Origin of the sequence: Kitasatospora sp. NPDC036755, assembly GCF_040636595.1 — a bacterium.
GTDB lineage: Bacteria > Actinomycetota > Actinomycetes > Streptomycetales > Streptomycetaceae > Kitasatospora.
The window spans coordinates 1-18298 of the sequence record NZ_JBEZUT010000175.1 but is presented as its reverse complement, the minus strand read 5'-3'; the positions used below and the strand labels follow the sequence as shown (position 1 = coordinate 18298).

Sequence of the window (18298 nt, the reverse complement as noted above, 5' to 3'; positions counted from 1 at the left end):
GCGCTGGGAGATCGAGACCACGCTGGACGAGATCAAGACCCACCAGCGCGGTCCCTGGCTCGTCCTGCGCTCGAAGTACCCGTGCGGTGTCGACCGCCGGGGGCCCGTCCGGCAGCCCGGCGTCGACCAGTCCGGCGTCCACCGAGGGCCCGCCGCCGGAGGGCAGACCGCCGAGCGGTCCGCCGAGGGGCCCGGAGAGCGGCCCGCCGTCCGGAACCCCGGCGGTCGACACCCCGTCGCCGGAGACGGTCGCGCCGCTCGGCCCGCCCGAGTCCCCGAACTCCCCGCCGTACCCCGGCATCCCGGCGAAGCCGGTCTCGTCCGGGTAGCCGGGGTCGAGGCCCGGCCCGCCGGGTGCGGCGTCGGCCGTCCCCGGTCGCCCGCCCGCCGACAGGCCGTCCACGAGCCCGTCCAGGCCGTCGGTGAGGCCGTCCGCGAGCGCGTCCTCGGCCGCTATGGCCGCCAGCCGCGCCGCGGTGTCCATGAACGCCGGGTCCGCCCGGTGCACCGCCCGGTAGAGCGGCAGCGCCGCGGCGCTGCGCCCGGCTCCCTCGTACGCCCGGGCCAGCCAGTACCGCAGTTCCTTGCGCTGCGGCTGCTCGGAGCGGCAGCGGGCCAGTGAGGCGGCGAGCGGGGCCTGCGCCTGGGCGCACATGTCGAGGCGCACCCGCGCCATGCCGGCGAACAGTCCGGCCTCGATGCCGAGCAGCGGGTCGTCCAGCAGGCGGTCGGTGTCCCGGATCAGCTGCTCCCAGTCCTTGAGCAGGTAGGACCGGCAGGCGTACAGGAAGCGGGCGGACGGGTCCTCGCTGGGCGCCGGGCACTGCTCCAACGCCCGGTCCAGCTCGGCCAGGTGGCGGCCGTCCAGCCAGTGCGAGGCGTGCGCCAGCGCGAGGTCGCGGGCGTCCTCCAGCACCGGCTGCACCCACCAGCCCAGCCAGTACCAGGAACTGAGCGGCCGTCGGTGCAGCCGTCGCTGCTCGCCGAACCGTTTCTGGTGGCGGTACATGGCGAGCAGCGCGGCCGAGGTGTCGCTGCGCAGCGCGTGCAGCCCGAGCCAGGCGTCCGCCATGCCCGGGTCCAGCCGGACGGCGGCCCGGAACTCCTCCTCGGCCCGGGTGTACGCACCGGCCGTGTAGGCGTCCATGGCGCGCAGCCAGGCGCGGTCGGCGAGCCGGTCCGGCCCGCCCGCCGTGCTGTCGGAACTGTCCACCGTCGTCACTCACGCCCCCCGCGGTGCGGCCCGGGGCTCGGCCGGCGAGTCGCCCGTGCCCAGCCCGGCCGGTGGTCGTAGACCTGTGCGGCGCATGTGCGCCTGCCAGGAATCGTACCGGCGCGGCGCTGATCCGGAAGGGTGCCGCACAGGGTCAAATGCGATCGCGCGAGCGCCCGTTGAGCGGCCGGGCGACGGAAGCGGCGGCGGGGGAGCGAGTTTCGGAAGGGGACCGGGCGGCGCCCCCGGCTCACGGGGGAACAAGCCGGGGGCGCCGGGTCCGAGGCGACCGGAATCTTTCGTTCCGGTGGCTGAGGAGAACCTAGATCCTGGCGATGTCGCAGGTCAAGGCGATGGTTGAAGATTCACCGACGGTGCCCGCGGCGATCCGGCCGGTCACCCCGTCGACCCGCGTCGCGGCGTACGGACGGCTCGGGTCGGCGGCGAAATGCGCCGATTCGGCCCGGGCCCAGCCCGCCCAGAACTCGGCCAGTTCCGGACCGTCCCGCTCCTCCCCGCGGCGCCGGGCCGAGACGGCGTCCAGCTCCATCCAGACCACCCGCGCCAGCCACGGCCGCACCGCCCGCCGTCCGGCGCCGACCCCCTCCACCAGTACCACCGGGGCGGCCGGCACCGCGGCCGTGCCCGCGAAGCGGCGCAGCGTCCAGTCGTACACCCGGTACTCGGCGTCCCGCCCGGCCGCCAGCGGCTCCAGCACCTGCTCGCGCAGCCGTTCGGTCCACTCGAAGGGCTGCTCGTGGGTGGCCAGGTCGTCGAGGTGGACCACCGGCGCCCCGCCCAGCGCCGCCGCCAGCCGCCCGGCGAAGGTCGTCTTGCCGGAACCCGCGTGCCCGTCCACCGCGACCAGCCGCACCGGCCCGCAGGAGGGCGGCAGTGCGCGCAGCTCGGCCGCGAGCACGCTCAACCGGGCGTCCTCGGCGGGCCGGAACGGGGGGCGGAAAGGTTCGAATACAGCCACAACGTCAACCCTACGGTGCCGTAGCCCGCCACTGCGTCCAGTTCATCAGTGCAGGTCGTGACGGCGGCCCGGGATTCGGGCATACTCGCCTTCGCCACGACTGTGAACGGCCGTTCACCGCAACCCGGTGCCGGTCGGTCCGACCAGCCGCACCCCACGCCGGACCGCCCGACACCTCGGCCCGGCGCCCGATCGAGGAGGCGACCGCCGCCATGACCCCCTCCCCTGTGAAAGCCGTGGAGCGCCAGCTGCCGAGCGAGGAGGCCCGTGAGCTGCTGAGCCTCACCCGGGAGCTGGTCCAGCGCGAACTCCAGCCGCGCGCGGCCGAGGACGAGGCCGCCGGCCGCTTCCCGCGGGAGGTCTTCCGCACCCTCGGCGAGGCCGGCCTGCTCTCCCTGCCGTACGACGAGAAGCACGGCGGCGGCGAACAGCCCTACGAGGTCTACCTGCAGGTCCTGGAGGAGCTCGCGAGCGGCTGGCTGGCCGTCGGCCTCGGCGTCAGCGTGCACACCCTGTCCTGCCACGCGCTGGCCACCTTCGGCACCGACGAGCAGCGCGACGCCTGGCTGCCCGCCATGCTCTCCGGCGAGCAGCTGGGCGCCTACTGCCTCTCCGAGCCGCAGTCCGGCTCCGACGCGGCCGCGCTGCGCACCCGCGCCGACCTCGACGGCGACGCGTACGTCGTGAACGGCACCAAGGCGTGGATCACCCACGGGGGCCGGGCCGACTTCTACAGCGCCCTGGTGCGCACCGGCGCCGACGGGCCCAAGGGCATCAGCTGCCTGCTCGTCCCCGGCACCCAGCAGGGCCTGTCCGCGGCGCCGCCCGAGCACAAGATGGGCATGCGCTCCTCGCCCACCGCGCAGTTGCACTTCGACGGCGCCCGGGTGCCCCGCGAGCGGCTGATCGGCGAGGAGGGGCAGGGCTTCCAGATCGCGCTCGCCGCGCTGGACTCCGGCCGCCTCGGCATCGCCGCCTGCGCGATAGGCGTGGCCCAGGCCGCGCTCGACCTCGCGGTGGACTACGCCCGCACCCGGCGCCAGTTCGGTCGTCCGATCGCCGACTTCCAGGGCCTGTCGTTCATGCTCGCCGACATGGCCACCCAGATCGAGGCCGGCCGCTCGCTCTACCTGGCCGCGGCCCGGCTGAAGGACGCCGGCCGGCCGTTCTCCAAGGAGGCGGCGATGGCCAAGCTGTTCTGCACCGACGCGGTGATGCGGGTCACCACCGACGCCGTCCAGGTGCTCGGCGGCTACGGCTACACCCAGGACTTCCCGGCCGAGCGCTACATGCGCGAGGCCAAGGTGCTGCAGATCGTCGAGGGCACCAACCAGATCCAGCGCCTGGTGATCGGCCGGCACCTCACGAAGGGCTGACGCCCTCCCCCCCACACGGCCTCCGGCCGTCACTCCAGGGTGCGGAGTGACGGCCGGAGGCGTTCGCCCGTCCTGGCGGGGCGTCAGCTCGCCCTGGCGGCGCGGCCGGTCAGCGCCGGACGACGGCGGCGCTGCTCCGGGATGGCGGACCGCAGCGCCGCGACCGTCGGGGCGGCGGGCGCCACCGGGGCGCCCTGGGGGACCGCGGAGAGCCGCACCGGGCGGTGGGCGACGGCGTGCGAGAACGGCTGGGTGCGCCAGTCCAGCCCGCTCGGGAGCTTGAACAGCGCGTCGAAGCCGGCCGGTTCGGCGTCCTCCGGGGCCTCGACCTCGGCCAGGTCGTCCGTCGGCGCGCCCGAGCCCGGGCAGATCGCGGGGGCGAAGGGGTTCCAGGCGGTCGGCAGCAGTGCGTGCTGCGGAAGCCGGTCCTCGTCCGCCACCAGGGCGATCGGCCGCCGGCACTCCGGGCAGTCGACCCGGAAGATGTCCCAGTTCTCCGCCTCGCCGGGGTCGGTGCCCGGCATGTGGTCGACCGCGAGGTCCTCGCGGTCGGTCATATCGTCGGTCTCGTCGGCGCCCAGCACGCGCTGGTCAGTAGCAGGCATGAGGATCCCCCTAGGATCGGGCCCGGCGTGGTCGTCCAGGGCCACAACCAGCACTTCCCTGCGATCCGGACTCATAACCCTGCGGTCTCGCGCACCGTGATGCACCGGGTGTGTCCTTGGCCACACCGGATGCCACATTCGCCCGGCATGTGCCCGCCCGGCACCTGCGATCCTGCCCCGTGCCACCTCGTGCGCCCCCCGTGCTCCCGACCGGGTAGGTTTGCGCACTGTGGAGGATCTCGACCAACGCATCGTCCAGCTGCTCCTAGAGGACGGCCGGATGAGCTACACGGACCTGGGCAAGGCCACCGGCCTGTCCACCTCGGCGGTGCACCAGCGGGTGCGCCGCCTCGAACAGCGCGGGGTGATCCGCGGCTACACCGCGATCATCGACCCCGACGCCGTCGACCTGGCACTGACGGCGTTCATCTCGGTCAAACCCTTCGACCCGAGCGCCCCGGACGACACCCCGGAACGGCTGGCCGGCCTGCCCGAGATCGAGGCCTGCCACAGCGTCGCCGGCGACGAGAACTACATACTCAAGGTCCGCGTCGGCGCCCCCGGCGACCTGGAGGACCTGCTCGCCCGCATCCGCAGCGCCGCAGGCGTCTCCACCCGCACCACCGTCGTCCTGTCCACCCCCTACGAGGCGCGGCCCCCGAAGCTCTGAAACCGCGGGCCGGTCTCCGCGGAGGAACCGGTGACGTGCAGACTTGGCGACATGACCGAACGCACCTCACGAACCGTCCTGCTGCGCGGCGGCGCCGTCTACAGCCCCGCCGACCCCTTCGCCACCGCGATGCTCGTGGAAGGCGGGCACGTCGCCTGGGTCGGCAGTGACGGCGCCGCCGAGGCGTACGCCGCGACCGCCGACGAGATCGTCGAGCTGGACGGAGCCCTGGTCACCCCCGCCTTCGTGGACGCCCACGTGCACGCCACCGCCACCGGCCTGGCGCTCACCGGCCTCGACCTCACCGGCAGCCCCTCGCTGGCGGCCACCCTGGCCGCCGTCACCGCCTTCGTCGACGCCCGGCCGGAGTCCGGCGGGGTGCTGATCGGCCACGGCTGGGACGAGACCGGCTGGCCCGAGGGCCGCCCGCCCACGCTCGCCGAACTCGACGCCGCCGCCCGCGGCGCAGCGCTCTACCTCTCCCGCACCGACGTGCACTCCGCGCTGGCTACCACCGCGCTGCGCACCCTCACCGAGGGCCTGGCCGAGGCGCCCGGCTTCGACCCCGAGGGCCCGCTCACCAAGGACGCCCACCACGCCGTGCGGCAGACCGCGCTGGCCCGCCTCACCCCCGAGCAGCGCCGCCAGGCCCAGCGCGCGACCCTCGCCCGCGCCGCCGAGCTCGGCATCGGCGCCCTGCACGAGTGCGCCGGCCCGGAGATCTCCTCCGAGGCCGACCTGACCGCCCTGCTGGCCCTGGCCGCCGAAGGAGACGGGCCCGAAGTATTCGGCTACTGGGGCGAGTTGGGCGGGGTGGAGACCGCCCGCAGGCTCGGCGCGGTGGGCGCCGGCGGCGACCTCTTCGTGGACGGCGCGCTCGGCTCGCACACCGCGTGCCTGCACGCCCCGTACGCCGACGCCGAGCACACCGGCACCTCCTACCTGACCGCCGAGCAGGTCGCCGACCACGTCGCCGCCTGCACCGAGGCCGGGCTCCAGGCCGGGTTCCACGCCATCGGCGACGCGGCCGTCGCCGCCGTGATCGAGGGCGTCCGGGCGGCCGGCACCAAGGTCGGAGCCGACCGGGTCAAGGCGCTGCGCCACCGCGTCGAGCACGCCGAGGCGCTCGACGACGCGGCCGTCGCCGCCTTCACCGAGCTCGGCCTGACCGCCTCCGTCCAGCCCGCGTTCGACGCCGCCTGGGGCGGGCCCGAGGGCATGTACGTCCAGCGCCTGGGCGCTGAGCGGGCGGCCGCCCTCAACCCCTTCGCCGCGCTGCTGCGGGCCGGCGTCCCGCTGGCCTTCGGCTCGGACGCCCCGGTCACCCCGCTCGACCCCTGGGGCACCGTCCGCGCCGCCGCCTTCCACCGGACCCTGGACCACCGGATCTCGGTGCGGGCCGCCTTCACCGCCCACACCCGGGGCGGCTGGCGCGCCGTCGGCCGGGACCAGGACGGCGTGCTCGTCCCCGGCGCCGTCGCCAGCTTCGCGATCTGGGCGGCCGGCGAACTGGTCGTCCAGGCCCCCGACTCCCGGGTGGCGGGCTGGTCCACCGACCCGCGCTCCGGCACCCCCGGCCTGCCCGACCTCACCCCGGGCCACCCGCTGCCGACCTGCCTGCGCACCGTGGTCCGCGGCCGCACGGTCTACCGGCGCTGAATCCTGCGGAACGGCGTGCGGGCGCGGCCCGGGTTGATCGCACGACCGACCTGGTACCCGCCGGCTTCACCGTCCCGCGCGAGCTGCTCGCCCCGGAGTTCCGCCTGGAGCCCCTGGGCGAGCGGCACAACGCCTCCGACCACGCCGCCTGGACCGTGGGGGGCTCCGGTGGGCAGCACCGGGTGTGCGGCGGTCCCCACCGGAAGACCCCCGCTCCATCGCCCGCATCCGCGCCACCCCCGGCTGGGCCGGCCGCCGCCGCCCCCCGCCGAGGGCATGCCGCTGGAGCAGAACCTCGGTGACCTGCGCCGGCACGCGGCCGACTTCGAGGCCCGGACCGGCTTCGCCCACACCGTCCTGGAGCCCGACCGGGACGAGGTGATCGGCTGCGTCCACATCTGCCCGGACCGCGAGGACCCGTCCGCGGTCCCGGTCAGCTCCTGGGCCCGGGCCGACCGCGCGCACCCGGACGCCCCGCTGTACCGTGCCGTCTCCGACTGGCTCGCCGGGCACCGGCCGCTGCGCAGGGTCCGCTACGCCCCGCGCTGACCCGGGGCCGGCCGGCCGGGCCCTACCACCCTGACCTCACGGGTCACCGACGTTCCGGGGTACCTTCTTCGCACAGCGTCCGAACAGCAAGCCCCAGGAAGATGGTGCGCCGGTGGCCACTCCCGTCACCAAGGAACGGCCCGAGGCCGTCCCCGAGCCGCCGGAGCCGGCGTCCCGACCCGGCCGCGGAGCCCGCGCACTCGCCAAGGTCCGGGCCGGGCTGCCCCGGACCGGCCTCGCCGCCCTGGCCGGCCTGCTGCTGGCGCTCGCCTTCCCGCCCTACGACCTGTGGCCGCTGTCGCTGCTCGGTGTCGCCGCGCTCTCGCTGCTGACCCGGGGCCGTACCTTCCGCCAGGGCCTGTGGACCGGCTTCGCCTTCGGCCTGCCGTTCTTCCTGATGCTGCTCAGCTGGCTGCGGGTGGTCGGCTGGGACGCCACGATCGGCCTGTCCGTCGTGGAGGCGCTGTTCCTGGCCCTGCTCGGCGGCGCCCTGGCCGTCGCCTCCCGGCTGCCCGGCGCGCCGCTCTGGGCGGCCTGCCTGTGGGTCACCCAGGAGTGGGCCCGGGACCGGCTGCCGCTCGGCGGCTTCCCCTGGGGCCGGCTCGCCTTCGCCAACACCGCGACCCCGTACACCCCGCTGGCCGCGCTCGGCGGTGCCCCGCTGGTGACCTTCGCGGTCGCCCTCTCCGGCACCCTGCTGGCCTGGGCCGCGCTGCGGCTGCGCGGGCCGGGGAAGGCCCCGAGGGCGGCCGCGCTGGCGGCGCTCGGCGCGGTGGCCGCGCTGCTGGCCGGCTACCTCGTCCCGGTGCCCACGGCCGCCGCCGACACCGTCAAGGTCGCCATCGTCCAGGGCAACGTGCCCAACCCGGGGATGGACTTCCTGGGCCGCCCGATGATGGTCCTCAACAACCACGCCGCGGCCACCGAGCGGCTCGCCGCCGACGTCAGGGCCGGCAAGGTCGAGCGCCCCGACATCGTGATCTGGCCGGAGAACTCCTCGGACCTCGACCCGTTCAGCGACCCGCTGGCCCGGCAGCGGATCGACGAGGCGGTCCGGGCGATCGGCGTGCCCACCCTGGTCGGCACCCTGGTGGACGGCCCGGACGCCCAGCACGTCCAGAACGAGGGCATCGTCTGGGACCCGGTCACCGGTCCCGGCGCCTCCTACACCAAGCAGCACCCCGTTCCGTTCGGCGAGTACGTGCCCTTCCGCGACCAGCTGATGAAGGTGATCACCCGCCTCCAGCGGGTCGCCCGGGACTTCTACCCCGGCGACCACAACGGCGTGATGCAGCTCGGCCCGGCCAGGATCGGCGACGTGATCTGCTTCGAGGTCGCGTACGACGAGATCGTCCGCGACACCGTGGACAGCGGCGCCCGGGTCCTGGTCGTCCAGACCAACAACGCCACCTACGCCCGGACCGGCCAGCCCGAGCAGCAGCTGGCGATGAGCCGGCTGCGGGCCGTCGAGCACGGCCGGGCGGTGCTGATCGCCGCCACCAGCGGCATCAGCGCGGTGATCGGCCCGGACGGCGGCGTCCGGCAGCGCACCGAGGAGCTGACGCCGGCCGAGCTGTCGGCCACCGTCCCGCTGCGCGACGGCACCACGGTGGCCGACCGGGTCGGCGCCGCCCCGGAGTGGACGCTGGCCGTCGGAGGCCTGCTGGCCTGCGGCGCTGCCGTGCTGATCGGCCGCCGCAAGAAGGCCGCCGCCGGAACACCCGCCGCGCAGGAATCGTTGGACCAGGTGGTGCCGTAGCCGGCCCGGACCTCCCGTGCGGCGCGCAGAGCACCGCTTGGAGTGGATTCGTACCGTGACCCAGCAAGCTACCCCCACCCGTCCGGCCCCGCGTAGCAGGCTGCGCCGGGTGCTGCCGCTGCTGATGACCGCCTGGCTGGTGCTGGAGATCTGGCTGCTGGTCCAGGTCGGCTCGTGGCTGGGCGGCTTCACCGTCCTGCTGCTGCTCATCGCGGGCGCCCTGATCGGCGGTTCGCTGATCAAGCGGGCCGGGCTGAAGGCGCTGTCGGCGGCGATCGAGCAGAGCAAGAACCCGCAGTCCGAGCAGCCGCAGACCGGAACCAGCATGACGGTGCTGGCCGGCCTGCTGCTGATCGTCCCCGGCTTCCTGTCGGACCTGTTGGCCCTGACCCTGCTCTTCCCGCCCACCCGGGCGCTGTGGCGGGCGCTGGGGCGCCGGGCTGCGGACAAGGCGCTGCGCAGCACCTCCGGCGTCGGCGCGGACGCGTTCGCGGACGCGATGCGGCTCCAGGAGCAGATGCGCATCCACCGCCCGGACGGCAAGGTGATCCAGGGCGAGGTCGTGGACGGGGAGCCCGGCCCGCGCGGCCCGCAGGGCCCGGACACCACCTACCGCCCGCCGATCGCCGGCTGACCGGACCGGCCGCACCCGGGGGCGCCCGCCGCCCCCGGGCGTCCGGCTGCCCGGACGGCCCGCGCGACGGTCCGGAGGACCGGAGGACGGCCCCGGACGAGGGCGGACGGCCCCGGACAACGCGAAAGGGACCCTGGTGGCCAGGGTCCCTTTTCGCGTCCTCCCGCTCGTGGCGGGAGCGAGGTGTCAGGCGCTCTTACGGGTGTCCCGCGGGTGCACCGCGAGGTTCATCCCACCGGAGCGGAGCACGGCCAGCCGTTCGGCCAGCACCTCCTCCAGCTCCTCGCGCGTCCGGCGCTCCATCAGCATGTCCCAATGGGTGCGCGTCGGCTTGATCTTCTTCTCCTCCGGCTCGTCGCCGTCGAGAAGTGCCGCTTCCTGGCCGCAGAAGCGGCATTCCCAGGTCGCGGGGATCTCCGCCTCGACCGAGAAAGGAACCTCGAAACGGTGTCCGTTCTGACATGCGTACTCGACGGTCTGGCGGGGAGCCAGATCGATACCACGGTCGGTCTCGTAGCTAGTGGCCCCGAGTCGCGTGCCGCGGAGAGCTCGCTCGCTCATGAATCGTGCCTCCCGGGCTTATGGCCCACAGGACTAGTGGTCGCTGTTCTTCGTCGTTCGGTCAACGCTCGGCTTCCGACGAAGATTCCCGTCCCGGGACATGCGTCGTCTGTAGTGCCGCCCCTGTTTGTACCCACCTGCGCCCGATTTGTCACATCTGGCCGGTGATATCGCCCCAGGTGTCACCTATTTCACATCTGGTGATCGTGGGGACTTTCCGTGACGAGCGTACCGGGAGGGGATTCGGCGGTGGTCGCCGCCCCCGTCCGAGGAGCGGGGGGAACCGGCCCGGGAGGCGGGTCGGCCCGGCGGTCAGGAGATCGGCCGTGAACGGATCATCGGCTCGCCCTTGGCCAGGTCGACCGGGTGGCCCGGCGCGGCCGGCTCGGCTGCGGGGACCACGGGCGGGTGCTCCGGGCGGGGCGGCGCGGCGGCCGCCTCCGTCCGGCTGTCCCGGTGCGGCAGCAGGGCGATCACCGCGTCCCGCAGCGGCGCGGGGGCCTCGTCGTCCAGCGGGTCGACGGTGGCGGGCACCTGGAGCCGGACCGGGAGGCCGTTGCCGATCCGGGCGTAGCCGCGGCCGACCGGGGCGTGGGCGGCGGGTGCGATGTCCAGCGGCGCGCCGAGCGCGTCGCGCCCCTCGTCGGGGCCGACCGGGCCGAGCACCACGCGGGCCCGGGTGGTCGCGCGGACACTGGGGGTGATCCGGTCCCGGGCTGCGAGGTCGTCGGCGACCACCACGGTGACCCGGGCCGCCCGGCCGTGCCGCAGCGGCAGCTCCAGCAGGTCCTGCGGGTCGGGGCGGCCCTCGGCCTGGGCGAGCTCGCTCAGCTCGGTCGGGTGGTCCAGCAGCAGCCACAGCGGCCGGGTGACGTCCTCGGGCGGGGCGCCGCCGGCGTGCCGGGCGGCGTTGAGCGCGGCGAGCCGCCGCTCGGTCTCGCCGACGGCCCAGTCCAGGGCGGCCAGCGCGCCGTGCAGGCTGGTCTCGACGGTGTGCACGCCGGGCCGGTTCACCAGGCAGGCGTGCTCGCCGGTGCCCGCCCCGTCGACCACCACCAGGTCGCCGTACGGGAGGGCCTGGAGGGCGATCGAGCGCAGCAGGCTGGAGGTGCCGTAGCCGGTGGCACCGAGCACCAGCAGGTGCGGCTCGGCGGAGCGCGGGCCGGTGCGCCAGACCACGGGCGGCTGCTGGACGGTCGTGCCGCCCCGGGTGACGGGGATGGTCCGGGCGGTGCCGTCCTCGTCGGTGAAGCCCAGCACGATCTCGCCGGGTGCGGCCACGAAGCGCTGGGCCGCCACGTCGGTGGGCAGCGGGGCGAGGGCGGTGACCCGCAGCCGGTTGGACTCCTCGTCCCAGTCGAAGCGGTATTCGCGGGCCCGGCCGGCCTTGCCCTGGACCACCTGCTCGATCCTGGCCCGGGCGGTCGGCTCGGTGTCGGTGAAGTACGCGGGGTAGGTCATCTCCAGCCGGGCGAGCCGGCCCTCGCCGTCGAACTCCCAGCCGCCGAAGGCGCTCTTGTAGCTGCCCTCGAAGTGGTACAGCGGATTGGCGTCCTCGGGGCCGCACAGGTACGGGGTGAGCGCCGAGTAGAGGGCGGCGAGCTTGACGTCGGCGACGTCCGGCGCGGGCGGGGCGGGTGCCGCCCGCGGGGTCCGGCCGGCCCAGGCGGCGCTGGCCATCAGGGCGATCAGCGCGAACAGCAGGCCGTGTGGCAGCAGGTAGACGCCGATCGCCATGGCGGCCGTCAGGAACAGCGTCGGTCCGCGGCGCTCCTTCGGGGTGTCCTGCCAGCGGGACCTGGCCCAGTCGGCGTGGTGGCGCAGGCCGCGGGCGATGACGGACAGCGGGGCGAACATGTCGGAGGCGTGGTCCCCGGCGGTCCGGGCGATCGCGCGGCCCTTGCTGAGGTGGCGGTGGAGCGGCATTCCTTGACTCCCCGGGCGGTGGGACGGGTGGGGTGGCGCAGGTGGGGAACGACGGGGCCCGGGGGCGGTGGGATCCGCGCCCGGGCCGGTACGGGGGAGAGTGGGGGCGGCTAGAACTTGATGCCGCTGAGCAGGCTGGCGAGGCTCGCGCCGCCCGCGGTGATGCTCGGTGCGATCGAGGAGCCGGCGATGTAGAAGCCGAAGAGGGCGCAGACGATGGCGTGGGAGACCTTTAGTCCGTCCCGGCGGAAGAAGAGAAAGGCGATGGTGCCGAACAGGACGATGCCGGAAATCGAGAGGATCACGTTCCGCTCCTCAGGAAGGGGGACAAGCAGGGGTGTTACAGAAAGTGCACCAATCGTGACAAAAAGTAATAGATGATGGAACGGCGCAAATGGGTGGTTCTGCCCGCCAATACCGCTCCGATGGCGGGGTGGCGGTATGCGGACCGGCCGGGATGCCGGCCGGGCCTCGCGGGGATTCGGTGTGCCGAGGCATTCCCGGACGGCGGGCGGGAAGTTTCCGGGGGGTCCGGGAAGTTCGCTCGAATGGCTGCGCAACGCGCGCGGCCGCGTGTCGTGGCGGGCGCGGGCCGTCATCCGGATTCCGGACGCCCGCTGGCCCGTTCCGGCACCGGCCGCTACCGTGCCCTGGGCGCAGCCCCAGACCGCCCGACGACCCGACCGGAAAGGCCGCCCGCCATGACCGACGCCGCCAGCCAGCAGCCCGCCGACGCCCCCGGCGCCGATGTCCCCGACGCCGACGTGATCGCGCTCGCCGGGAAGCTCTTCGACGCCGCCCGGGCCGGGGAGACCGACACCCTGTCCGGCTACCTGGCCGCGGGCGCCCCCGCCGACCTCACCAACGACCGCGGCGACACCCTGGTCATGCTCGCCGCGTACCACGGCCACGCCGCCACCGTCGCGGAGCTGCTCCGGCACGGCGCCGACCCGAACCGCGCCAACGACCGCGGCCAGACCCCGCTCGCCGGCGCCGTCTTCAAGGGCGCGACGGACGTGCTCGACGTCCTGCTGGCCGGCGGCGCGGACCCGCGGGCCGGCACCCCGAGCGCCGTGGACACCGCCCGGATGTTCGGCAAGGACGACCTGGTCGCCCGGTTCGAGGTCCGCTGAGCGTTGGCCGTACGCTCTTCCACCATGAGCACCAGCACCGCCCAGGCCACCGGCACCGTCGAGTTCCGCATCACCGGCTACGCGCACCCCGACGCCCAGGCCCTGTCGGCTGAGGTGCAGCAGGAGTACGTGCGCCGCTACGGCGACCCGGACGAGACCGTCATGCGCCCCGAGGACTTCGAGGCGCCGGCCGGCCTGTTCCTGATCGCCTACCTGGACGGCCGCCCCGTCGCCTGCGGCGGCTGGCGGGCCAAGCAGGCCGGCGAGGACGGACTGCGCGACGGCGACGCCGAGGTCAAGCGGATGTTCGTGGTCCCGGCGGCCCGCGGCCGCGGCCTGGCCCGCGCGGTGCTGGGCCGCCTGGAGCGGACCGCGGCGCAGGCCGGGCGGACCCGCTTCATCCTGGAGACCGGCACCGAGCAGCCCGAGGCCGTCGCGCTGTACGAGTCCGAGGGCTACGCCGCGATCCGCAAGTTCGGCATCTACAAGGACCACCCGCAGAGCATCTGCCTCGGCAAGGAGCTCGCTCCGGCGGTCTGAGCGGCGGCCGCGCCGGGTAGCCTCCCGTCGGCCCGAGGGGCCGGCGGACCCGAGGAGGGGGACGGATGAGCCGCGGAACGCCCGGAGTCGACCGGCTGCCCGGCCTGGCCGCGCCCGGCGGCGAGCTGGACCGGCTGGTCGGGGCCGGCGCGCGGACCGTCGGAGCGGGTGCCGTCTGGGCCGTCGGCGACGCCGGCGGCACCCTCGGCGGTGGCAGCCACGGCGTACTCGGGCAGGGGCCGTACGCGCGGCTGCGGCCCGGGCCGGACACCCTGTACGACCTCGCCAGCCTCACCAAGGTCGTCGCGCTCTGGCCCTGCGCCGGGGTGCTGCGGCAGTCCGGGCGGCTCCCGCTGGACGAGCCGCTCGGCCACTGGTGGGCGCCGTCCGCCGGGCACCCCGCAGGCGAGGTGACGGCTCGTCAACTCCTCGTCCACACCGCGGGAATGCTCCCGTACACCCGCTTCGAGCAGCTCTACGGGCGCGAGCCCTCGGCGATCCGGGCCGGGGTGATCGCCGCGCCGCTGCACCGGCCGCCGGGCACGGCCGTCGAGTACACCGACCGCGCCGCCGTGCTGCTCACCCACCTCGTCGAGGACCTCGGCGGCGCCCCGCTGGACGAGCTCGCCGCGCGCTGGGCCTGGAAGCCGCTCGGGATGGCCGACACCCGCTACGGCCCGCTCGGCGCCGCGCTGACCGCCCGTACCGCGCCCACCGAGTACGAGGAGGCGGCCGGCGCCCACCTGTGCGGCGTCGTCCACGACCCCTCGGCCCGGCTGCTCGGCGGGGTCTCCGGCAACGCCGGCGCCTTCTCCACCGCCCGGGACCTCGCCCGCTTCCTCACCGCGCTGCTCGCCCCGCCGCCCGGACTGCCCTGGGGCGGGGCGTGGATCGAGGAGTCGCTGCGCGAGCAGACCGGCGGCCTCGCCCCCGCCCGCGGCCTGTCCTGGCTGCACGCCCCCGGCACCGACCCGGCCGAGGGCACCTTCGTCCACTACGGCTTCACCGGCACCGGCTTCTGGGTGTCCCGGCGGCTCGGCCGCTGGGCCCTGCTGCTCACCAACAAGGTCCACTACGACCGGGGGATCCAGGAGCTCACCGACCTGCGCAACGCCTTCCGGCGGGCCGTGTTCGGTTAGGGAGCGTCCGGCGGCACTCATTCGGGTGGAATCGGCGCGAACCGCCGTTTGGCGGCCGGGGATCGCGGCAGATTTGTCCCCGAGGGCGGCAGTCGGCGGAGGAGGCGCGATGACGGACACCTGGGCACTCTCGGAGGACGAGTGGCTCGCCGGAATGGTGCGCGCCTACGTCGGGTGCAGCGTGCTGCTCACCGACGAGGCGGGCAAGGTCCTGCTGCTGAAGGCGAGTTACCGCGACCAGTGGCAGTTCCCCGGCGGCGGGATGGATCCGGGGGAGGGGCCCGCCGAGTGCGCGGCCCGCGAACTCCACGAGGAGACGGGGCTGTTGGCCGGGCCGCTGCGCCTGCTCGTGGTCGAGTGGCGCGACGCGATCCCCGACCAGGGTGAACACGCCCACCCCGCGGTGCAGTTCATGTTCGACGGCGGGACGGTCCCGGCCGGCGCGGTGGTCCGGGCCCAGGCCGAGGAGATCGCCGACCACGGCTACTTCACCCCGGCCCAGGCGGCCGTCCTGCTGCAGCCCGGTGCGGCGCGCCGGCTCACCGGGGCCCTGGAGGCCCGGCGGACGGGCGCCGCCGCCCTGCTGCACTCGGACGGGTACGTGGGGTGACGGCCGCTCAGAGGAGCGTGCTCCAGTAGTACCAGAACCGGTTGAGGATCAGCAGCGCGATCACCGCCGCCCACAGCACCGGCAGCGCCCAGTGGTAGCGGGCCGCCTCCCGGGCGGCAACCTCCAGCCGCGGGCCCACCGGGATCACGCCCGAGCGCAGGTTGTGCAGCGTGGTGTACCAGAACAGCACCACCACCGTGGCCCACACCACCATGCAGTACGGGCAGAGCGCGCCGATGTCGTACAGCGCCTGGTAGATCAGCCAGTGCGCGAACACCACGCCCACCGCGGTGCCCGCGTTCAGACCCAGCCAGAACCAGCGCCGGTAGGCGGCACCGGCGAGCAGCCCCGCGCCGATCGCCGTCAGCGCGCCGAAGGCGGCCAGCCCGAGCAGCGGGTTGGGGAAGCCGAAGACCTCCGCCTGCTCGGTGCGCATCACCGAACCGCAGCTGATGATCGGGTTGATGTTGCAGTTGGGGACGTAGGAGGGGTTCTCCAGGAGGCGGAGCTTGTCGAAGGTCAGGACGGCCGAGGCGGCCAGCCCGACCAGCCCGCCGAGGAACAGCACGAGGGCGTAGGCTCGGCCGGAGCCGACCGGGGCCCGGCCGGCGTCGTCGGGGGCGGGGCGGGGCGGGTGCACGGTGGTAGCGGCGGTCATGGCAGCACACTCCGGTGACTGGCTGGGAGGAGCCGGCCCGGCCGGGAGTTCGGCCGGGCCGGGTGGTGCCGTACGTGCGGTGGTGCGGTGGTGCGGTGGTGCGGTGGGTGGTGCGGCGACAGGGCCTACTGGAGGCCGGCGGCCTGCTTCACCTGCGCGGTGAACTGGTCGGGCGAGACCACGGCGTTGCCGGCGAACAGGGTGATCTGCTTGCCGTCGACCTTGACGGTCGGGGTGCCGGTCACCCCGCTGTCGTTGAACGCGTCGGAGACCTTGGCCGCCCACGGGGCGTACGTCTTGTCGGTGACGGCCTTCACGAAGGCGTCCGTCTTCAGACCGGGCACCTGGCCGGCCAGGTCCAGGAGGTGGTTGACGTCGCCGAAGCCGTCCTCGCGCTCGTCCGGCTGGTTGGCGTACAGCACGTCGTGGAACGCCTTGAACTGGTCCACGCCCTCGTTCAGCGCGGCGCCGATGGCGGCCAGCGCGGTGCGCGAGCCCTTGCCGCCCAGGTTCTTGTCCAGGAAGGCCGCCAGGTGGAACTCCACCTTGATCTGGCCGTCCTCGGTGAGCTTCTTGACGGTCTCGCCGTTCGCCGCCTCGAAGTGCTTGCAGACCGGGCAGCGGAAGTCCTCGTAGATCGCCATGGTGTGCGGCGCGTCGGCCTTGCCGTACGTGATCACGGTGCCGTCCGGGCCGGAGGTGTTCGCCGGCACGACCAGCGCCGCCGCGGCGGACGACTTGTCGTTCTTGTCCGAGGCCGAGGAGATCGCGAAGGCGACACCGCCGACGAGGGCCAGGACGGCGACCGCGGAGACCGTCACGACGATCCGCTGACGGCGCTTGGCGGCCTGCTGCTCGACGCGCTTCGCCTCCTGCATCCGCTCACGGGCGGTGATGCGCTTCTTGTTCTTGTCCTGCGACATGGGGGAGTCAACTCCTGTACGCGGCGCGCGGGTGCGCGCGGGTGGCCGCACACGGTGCGGCGGGGTCGGTGAACGCGGGAGTCGTGCGCACTGCCTGCGGGCGTACCGGGGCCGTCCGGCCGGGTACGGGCGTCGATCGGCCGGGACCGGTGGTCAGGTGGGACCGGAGGTCGGCTCGGCTCGGCTCGGTGATCGGGTACGGCCGGTGGTCAGGCCGGACCGGTGATCAGCAGGCAGGCGCGAAGGCGGGCGGGCCGCGCCGGGGCGCCGGGCTCAGCACCACGTCCTCGCGGCGCGGCCGGGCACGGTCCGACACCGGCAGCGGCACCCGCAGCACCGGACGCACCGGAGCCGGGAGCAGCAGGACGACCAGGGCGCGCAGCGGAGCGGCCAGCGAGGCGCGCAGGGCGCGCAGTGCCCTCGCCAGGCCGGACAGGGCGGCATCGCCCATCCGCAGCCAGGCCGAGGCCGCCAGGGCGATCACCAGGTGCACCAGCAGGAGCAGCAGCTGGGTCGCGGCGGGGGCCAACTGCCCGGCGTGGCCCAGCGGGCCGGCCAGCAGTGAACCGTCCACCGAACCGCCGCCGCACACCAGCAGGTTCACCCCGCGGGCGGGCACCTGGCCGGTCAGCACCGGCGAACAGCCGGCCTGACCCAGGTTGAAGGTCGTGTTGAGCAGCAGCTCGACCGGCACCATCACGCCGGAGATGTGCAGCAGCCGCCGCTCCCCGCCGGCCAGCACGGCCGCGACCAGGAAGACGACGGCGCCGGCCGAGGCCACCAACGACAGCGGCAGCGGGCGGCCCGTGATGACCACCTGGCCCAACGCGGCCATGGGCACGGCGAGCGCGGTGAACACCGCGGCCCGCAGGGCCCTGGTCGTGTGGGAGGAGGTCGTCACGCTCCGGAGTATGTCATGGCGTTCGGGTCCGGGACGAGGGCCCGTAGGTCCCTGTTCCGGCTGACGTGCGCTCAGTAGCCTGCGAGGTCGCTCGCCGGCGTGTCCGTCGGGGTCGTCCGCCCGGTCGACAGCGGCCGTCCGCGGATTAGCCTGGAAGGCGTTCCCGCTGACCACGGACCGCTGACCACGGACCGCTGACCCGACGAGGGGGCGAGCGCACATGGCGAAACCCGAGACCACGGTGGGACAGGTGCTGCTGGCCCGCATCGAGGCCCAGGCGGTGGTGCTGGCCGGCCTGGACGACGCCGTCCGGGCCGACGAACCGGACGCCGTGCACCGGATGCGGGTGGCCTGCCGGCGACTGCGCAGCGCCCTGCGGACCTTCCGGCGGCTGTTCGCCCCCGGCGCCACCGACGAGCTGGCCGCCGAGCTGCGCTGGCTCGCCGCCGCCCTCGGCGGGGCC

Annotated in this window: 19 protein-coding genes and 1 pseudogene; 11 read left to right on the top strand and 9 right to left on the bottom strand. The window is 74.7% G+C overall.

What is annotated here, in order from left to right; genetic code table 11:
• Positions 1 to 451 precede the first annotated feature (451 nt).
• Positions 452 to 1147: pseudogene (locus AB0E96_RS24605) on the bottom strand (CbxX/CfqX); the annotation flags it as partial.
• Between the two features lie 388 nt (positions 1148 to 1535).
• Positions 1536 to 2138, bottom strand: a complete 603-nt coding sequence (locus tag AB0E96_RS24600; protein WP_359827376.1) for a hypothetical protein — start codon at positions 2136 to 2138, stop codon at positions 1536 to 1538.
• A gap of 266 nt (positions 2139 to 2404) precedes the next feature.
• Here AB0E96_RS24600 and AB0E96_RS24595 point away from each other — a divergent pair, with 266 nt between their 5' ends.
• Positions 2405 to 3568, top strand: a complete 1164-nt coding sequence (locus tag AB0E96_RS24595; RefSeq protein ID WP_359827375.1) for an acyl-CoA dehydrogenase family protein — start codon at positions 2405 to 2407, stop codon at positions 3566 to 3568.
• An 83-nt stretch (positions 3569 to 3651) separates the two neighbouring features.
• On the opposite strand, the gene AB0E96_RS24590 is transcribed toward AB0E96_RS24595, so the two are convergent.
• Positions 3652 to 4173 (bottom strand): hypothetical protein, encoded by a 522-nt coding sequence (locus AB0E96_RS24590; RefSeq protein WP_359827373.1) that lies wholly within the window; start codon positions 4171 to 4173, stop codon positions 3652 to 3654.
• A gap of 229 nt (positions 4174 to 4402) precedes the next feature.
• Between AB0E96_RS24590 and AB0E96_RS24585 the strand changes: the two genes are divergently transcribed.
• From AB0E96_RS24585 to fxsA, 5 genes are all read left to right on the top strand, one after another.
• Complete coding sequence (locus AB0E96_RS24585) at positions 4403 to 4843, top strand: Lrp/AsnC family transcriptional regulator (RefSeq protein ID WP_045694655.1); 441 nt, start codon at positions 4403 to 4405, stop codon at positions 4841 to 4843.
• A 51-nt stretch (positions 4844 to 4894) separates the two neighbouring features.
• A complete protein-coding gene (locus AB0E96_RS24580; RefSeq protein ID WP_359827372.1) occupies positions 4895 to 6502 on the top strand; it encodes an amidohydrolase family protein in 1608 nt (535 codons plus the stop codon).
• Between the two features lie 276 nt (positions 6503 to 6778).
• Entirely contained in the window at positions 6779 to 7051 is a 273-nt protein-coding gene (locus tag AB0E96_RS24575) for a hypothetical protein (RefSeq protein ID WP_359827370.1), read from the top strand.
• A 112-nt stretch (positions 7052 to 7163) separates the two neighbouring features.
• Positions 7164 to 8810, top strand: coding sequence for an apolipoprotein N-acyltransferase (gene lnt / locus AB0E96_RS24570; RefSeq protein ID WP_359827368.1), 1647 nt, complete (start codon positions 7164 to 7166; stop codon positions 8808 to 8810).
• Positions 8811 to 8865: 55 nt separating this feature from the next.
• The gene (fxsA, locus tag AB0E96_RS24565) at positions 8866 to 9444 is read left to right on the top strand and encodes an FxsA family membrane protein (protein ID WP_359827366.1); all 579 of its coding nucleotides are present in this window, start codon (positions 8866 to 8868) and stop codon (positions 9442 to 9444) included.
• A 186-nt stretch (positions 9445 to 9630) separates the two neighbouring features.
• Here fxsA and AB0E96_RS24560 read toward each other — a convergent pair whose 3' ends face one another.
• The 3 genes from AB0E96_RS24560 to AB0E96_RS24550 form a co-directional block, all read right to left on the bottom strand.
• Entirely contained in the window at positions 9631 to 10005 is a 375-nt protein-coding gene (locus AB0E96_RS24560; protein WP_049655293.1) for an RNA polymerase-binding protein RbpA, read from the bottom strand.
• A 312-nt stretch (positions 10006 to 10317) separates the two neighbouring features.
• A complete protein-coding gene (locus AB0E96_RS24555; RefSeq protein ID WP_359827364.1) occupies positions 10318 to 11931 on the bottom strand; it encodes a hypothetical protein in 1614 nt (537 codons plus the stop codon).
• A gap of 110 nt (positions 11932 to 12041) precedes the next feature.
• Positions 12042 to 12236 (bottom strand): hypothetical protein, encoded by a 195-nt coding sequence (locus tag AB0E96_RS24550; protein WP_359827363.1) that lies wholly within the window; start codon positions 12234 to 12236, stop codon positions 12042 to 12044.
• A 396-nt stretch (positions 12237 to 12632) separates the two neighbouring features.
• Here AB0E96_RS24550 and AB0E96_RS24545 point away from each other — a divergent pair, with 396 nt between their 5' ends.
• From AB0E96_RS24545 to AB0E96_RS24530, 4 genes are all read left to right on the top strand, one after another.
• Positions 12633 to 13064 carry an ankyrin repeat domain-containing protein gene (locus AB0E96_RS24545; RefSeq protein ID WP_359827362.1) on the top strand — a complete coding sequence of 144 codons (432 nt, stop codon included), beginning with the start codon at positions 12633 to 12635 and terminating at the stop codon, positions 13062 to 13064.
• Positions 13065 to 13088: 24 nt separating this feature from the next.
• Positions 13089 to 13604 carry a GNAT family N-acetyltransferase gene (locus AB0E96_RS24540; RefSeq protein WP_359827361.1) on the top strand — a complete coding sequence of 172 codons (516 nt, stop codon included), beginning with the start codon at positions 13089 to 13091 and terminating at the stop codon, positions 13602 to 13604.
• Positions 13605 to 13669: 65 nt separating this feature from the next.
• Positions 13670 to 14743 carry a serine hydrolase domain-containing protein gene (locus tag AB0E96_RS24535; protein WP_359827360.1) on the top strand — a complete coding sequence of 358 codons (1074 nt, stop codon included), beginning with the start codon at positions 13670 to 13672 and terminating at the stop codon, positions 14741 to 14743.
• A 109-nt stretch (positions 14744 to 14852) separates the two neighbouring features.
• Positions 14853 to 15353, top strand: coding sequence for an NUDIX hydrolase (locus tag AB0E96_RS24530; protein ID WP_359827358.1), 501 nt, complete (start codon positions 14853 to 14855; stop codon positions 15351 to 15353).
• Between the two features lie 7 nt (positions 15354 to 15360).
• Here the strand turns inward: AB0E96_RS24530 and AB0E96_RS24525 are convergent, their stop codons facing one another.
• From AB0E96_RS24525 to AB0E96_RS24515, 3 genes are all read right to left on the bottom strand, one after another.
• On the bottom strand, positions 15361 to 16011 hold the full coding sequence (locus AB0E96_RS24525) for a vitamin K epoxide reductase family protein (protein ID WP_359827357.1): 651 nt from the start codon (positions 16009 to 16011) through the stop codon (positions 15361 to 15363).
• 125 nt (positions 16012 to 16136) lie between these two features.
• Positions 16137 to 16934, bottom strand: coding sequence for a thioredoxin domain-containing protein (locus AB0E96_RS24520; protein ID WP_359827356.1), 798 nt, complete (start codon positions 16932 to 16934; stop codon positions 16137 to 16139).
• A gap of 226 nt (positions 16935 to 17160) precedes the next feature.
• The gene (locus AB0E96_RS24515; protein WP_359827354.1) at positions 17161 to 17835 is read right to left on the bottom strand and encodes a hypothetical protein; all 675 of its coding nucleotides are present in this window, start codon (positions 17833 to 17835) and stop codon (positions 17161 to 17163) included.
• 220 nt (positions 17836 to 18055) lie between these two features.
• Between AB0E96_RS24515 and AB0E96_RS24510 the strand changes: the two genes are divergently transcribed.
• Positions 18056 to 18298, top strand: a 243-nt coding sequence (locus AB0E96_RS24510; protein ID WP_359827353.1) for a CHAD domain-containing protein, incomplete at its 3' end; no start/stop codon positions are given.

Bases quoted from the DNA above. Each gene is read 5' to 3' on its own strand.
- AB0E96_RS24595 (WP_359827375.1), top strand. From the start codon at position 2,405: ATGACCCCCTCCCCTGTGAAAGCCGTGGAGCGCCAGCTGCCGAGCGAG.
- AB0E96_RS24590 (WP_359827373.1), bottom strand. From the start codon at position 4,173: ATGCCTGCTACTGACCAGCGCGTGCTGGGCGCCGACGAGACCGACGAT.
- AB0E96_RS24580 (WP_359827372.1), top strand. From the start codon at position 4,895: ATGACCGAACGCACCTCACGAACCGTCCTGCTGCGCGGCGGCGCCGTC.
- AB0E96_RS24575 (WP_359827370.1), top strand. From the start codon at position 6,779: ATGCCGCTGGAGCAGAACCTCGGTGACCTGCGCCGGCACGCGGCCGAC.
- AB0E96_RS24560 (WP_049655293.1), bottom strand. From the start codon at position 10,005: ATGAGCGAGCGAGCTCTCCGCGGCACGCGACTCGGGGCCACTAGCTAC.
- AB0E96_RS24555 (WP_359827364.1), bottom strand. From the start codon at position 11,931: ATGCCGCTCCACCGCCACCTCAGCAAGGGCCGCGCGATCGCCCGGACC.
- AB0E96_RS24545 (WP_359827362.1), top strand. From the start codon at position 12,633: ATGACCGACGCCGCCAGCCAGCAGCCCGCCGACGCCCCCGGCGCCGAT.
- AB0E96_RS24540 (WP_359827361.1), top strand. From the start codon at position 13,089: ATGAGCACCAGCACCGCCCAGGCCACCGGCACCGTCGAGTTCCGCATC.
- AB0E96_RS24535 (WP_359827360.1), top strand. From the start codon at position 13,670: ATGAGCCGCGGAACGCCCGGAGTCGACCGGCTGCCCGGCCTGGCCGCG.
- AB0E96_RS24530 (WP_359827358.1), top strand. From the start codon at position 14,853: ATGACGGACACCTGGGCACTCTCGGAGGACGAGTGGCTCGCCGGAATG.
- AB0E96_RS24525 (WP_359827357.1), bottom strand. From the start codon at position 16,011: ATGACCGCCGCTACCACCGTGCACCCGCCCCGCCCCGCCCCCGACGAC.
- AB0E96_RS24520 (WP_359827356.1), bottom strand. From the start codon at position 16,934: ATGTCGCAGGACAAGAACAAGAAGCGCATCACCGCCCGTGAGCGGATG.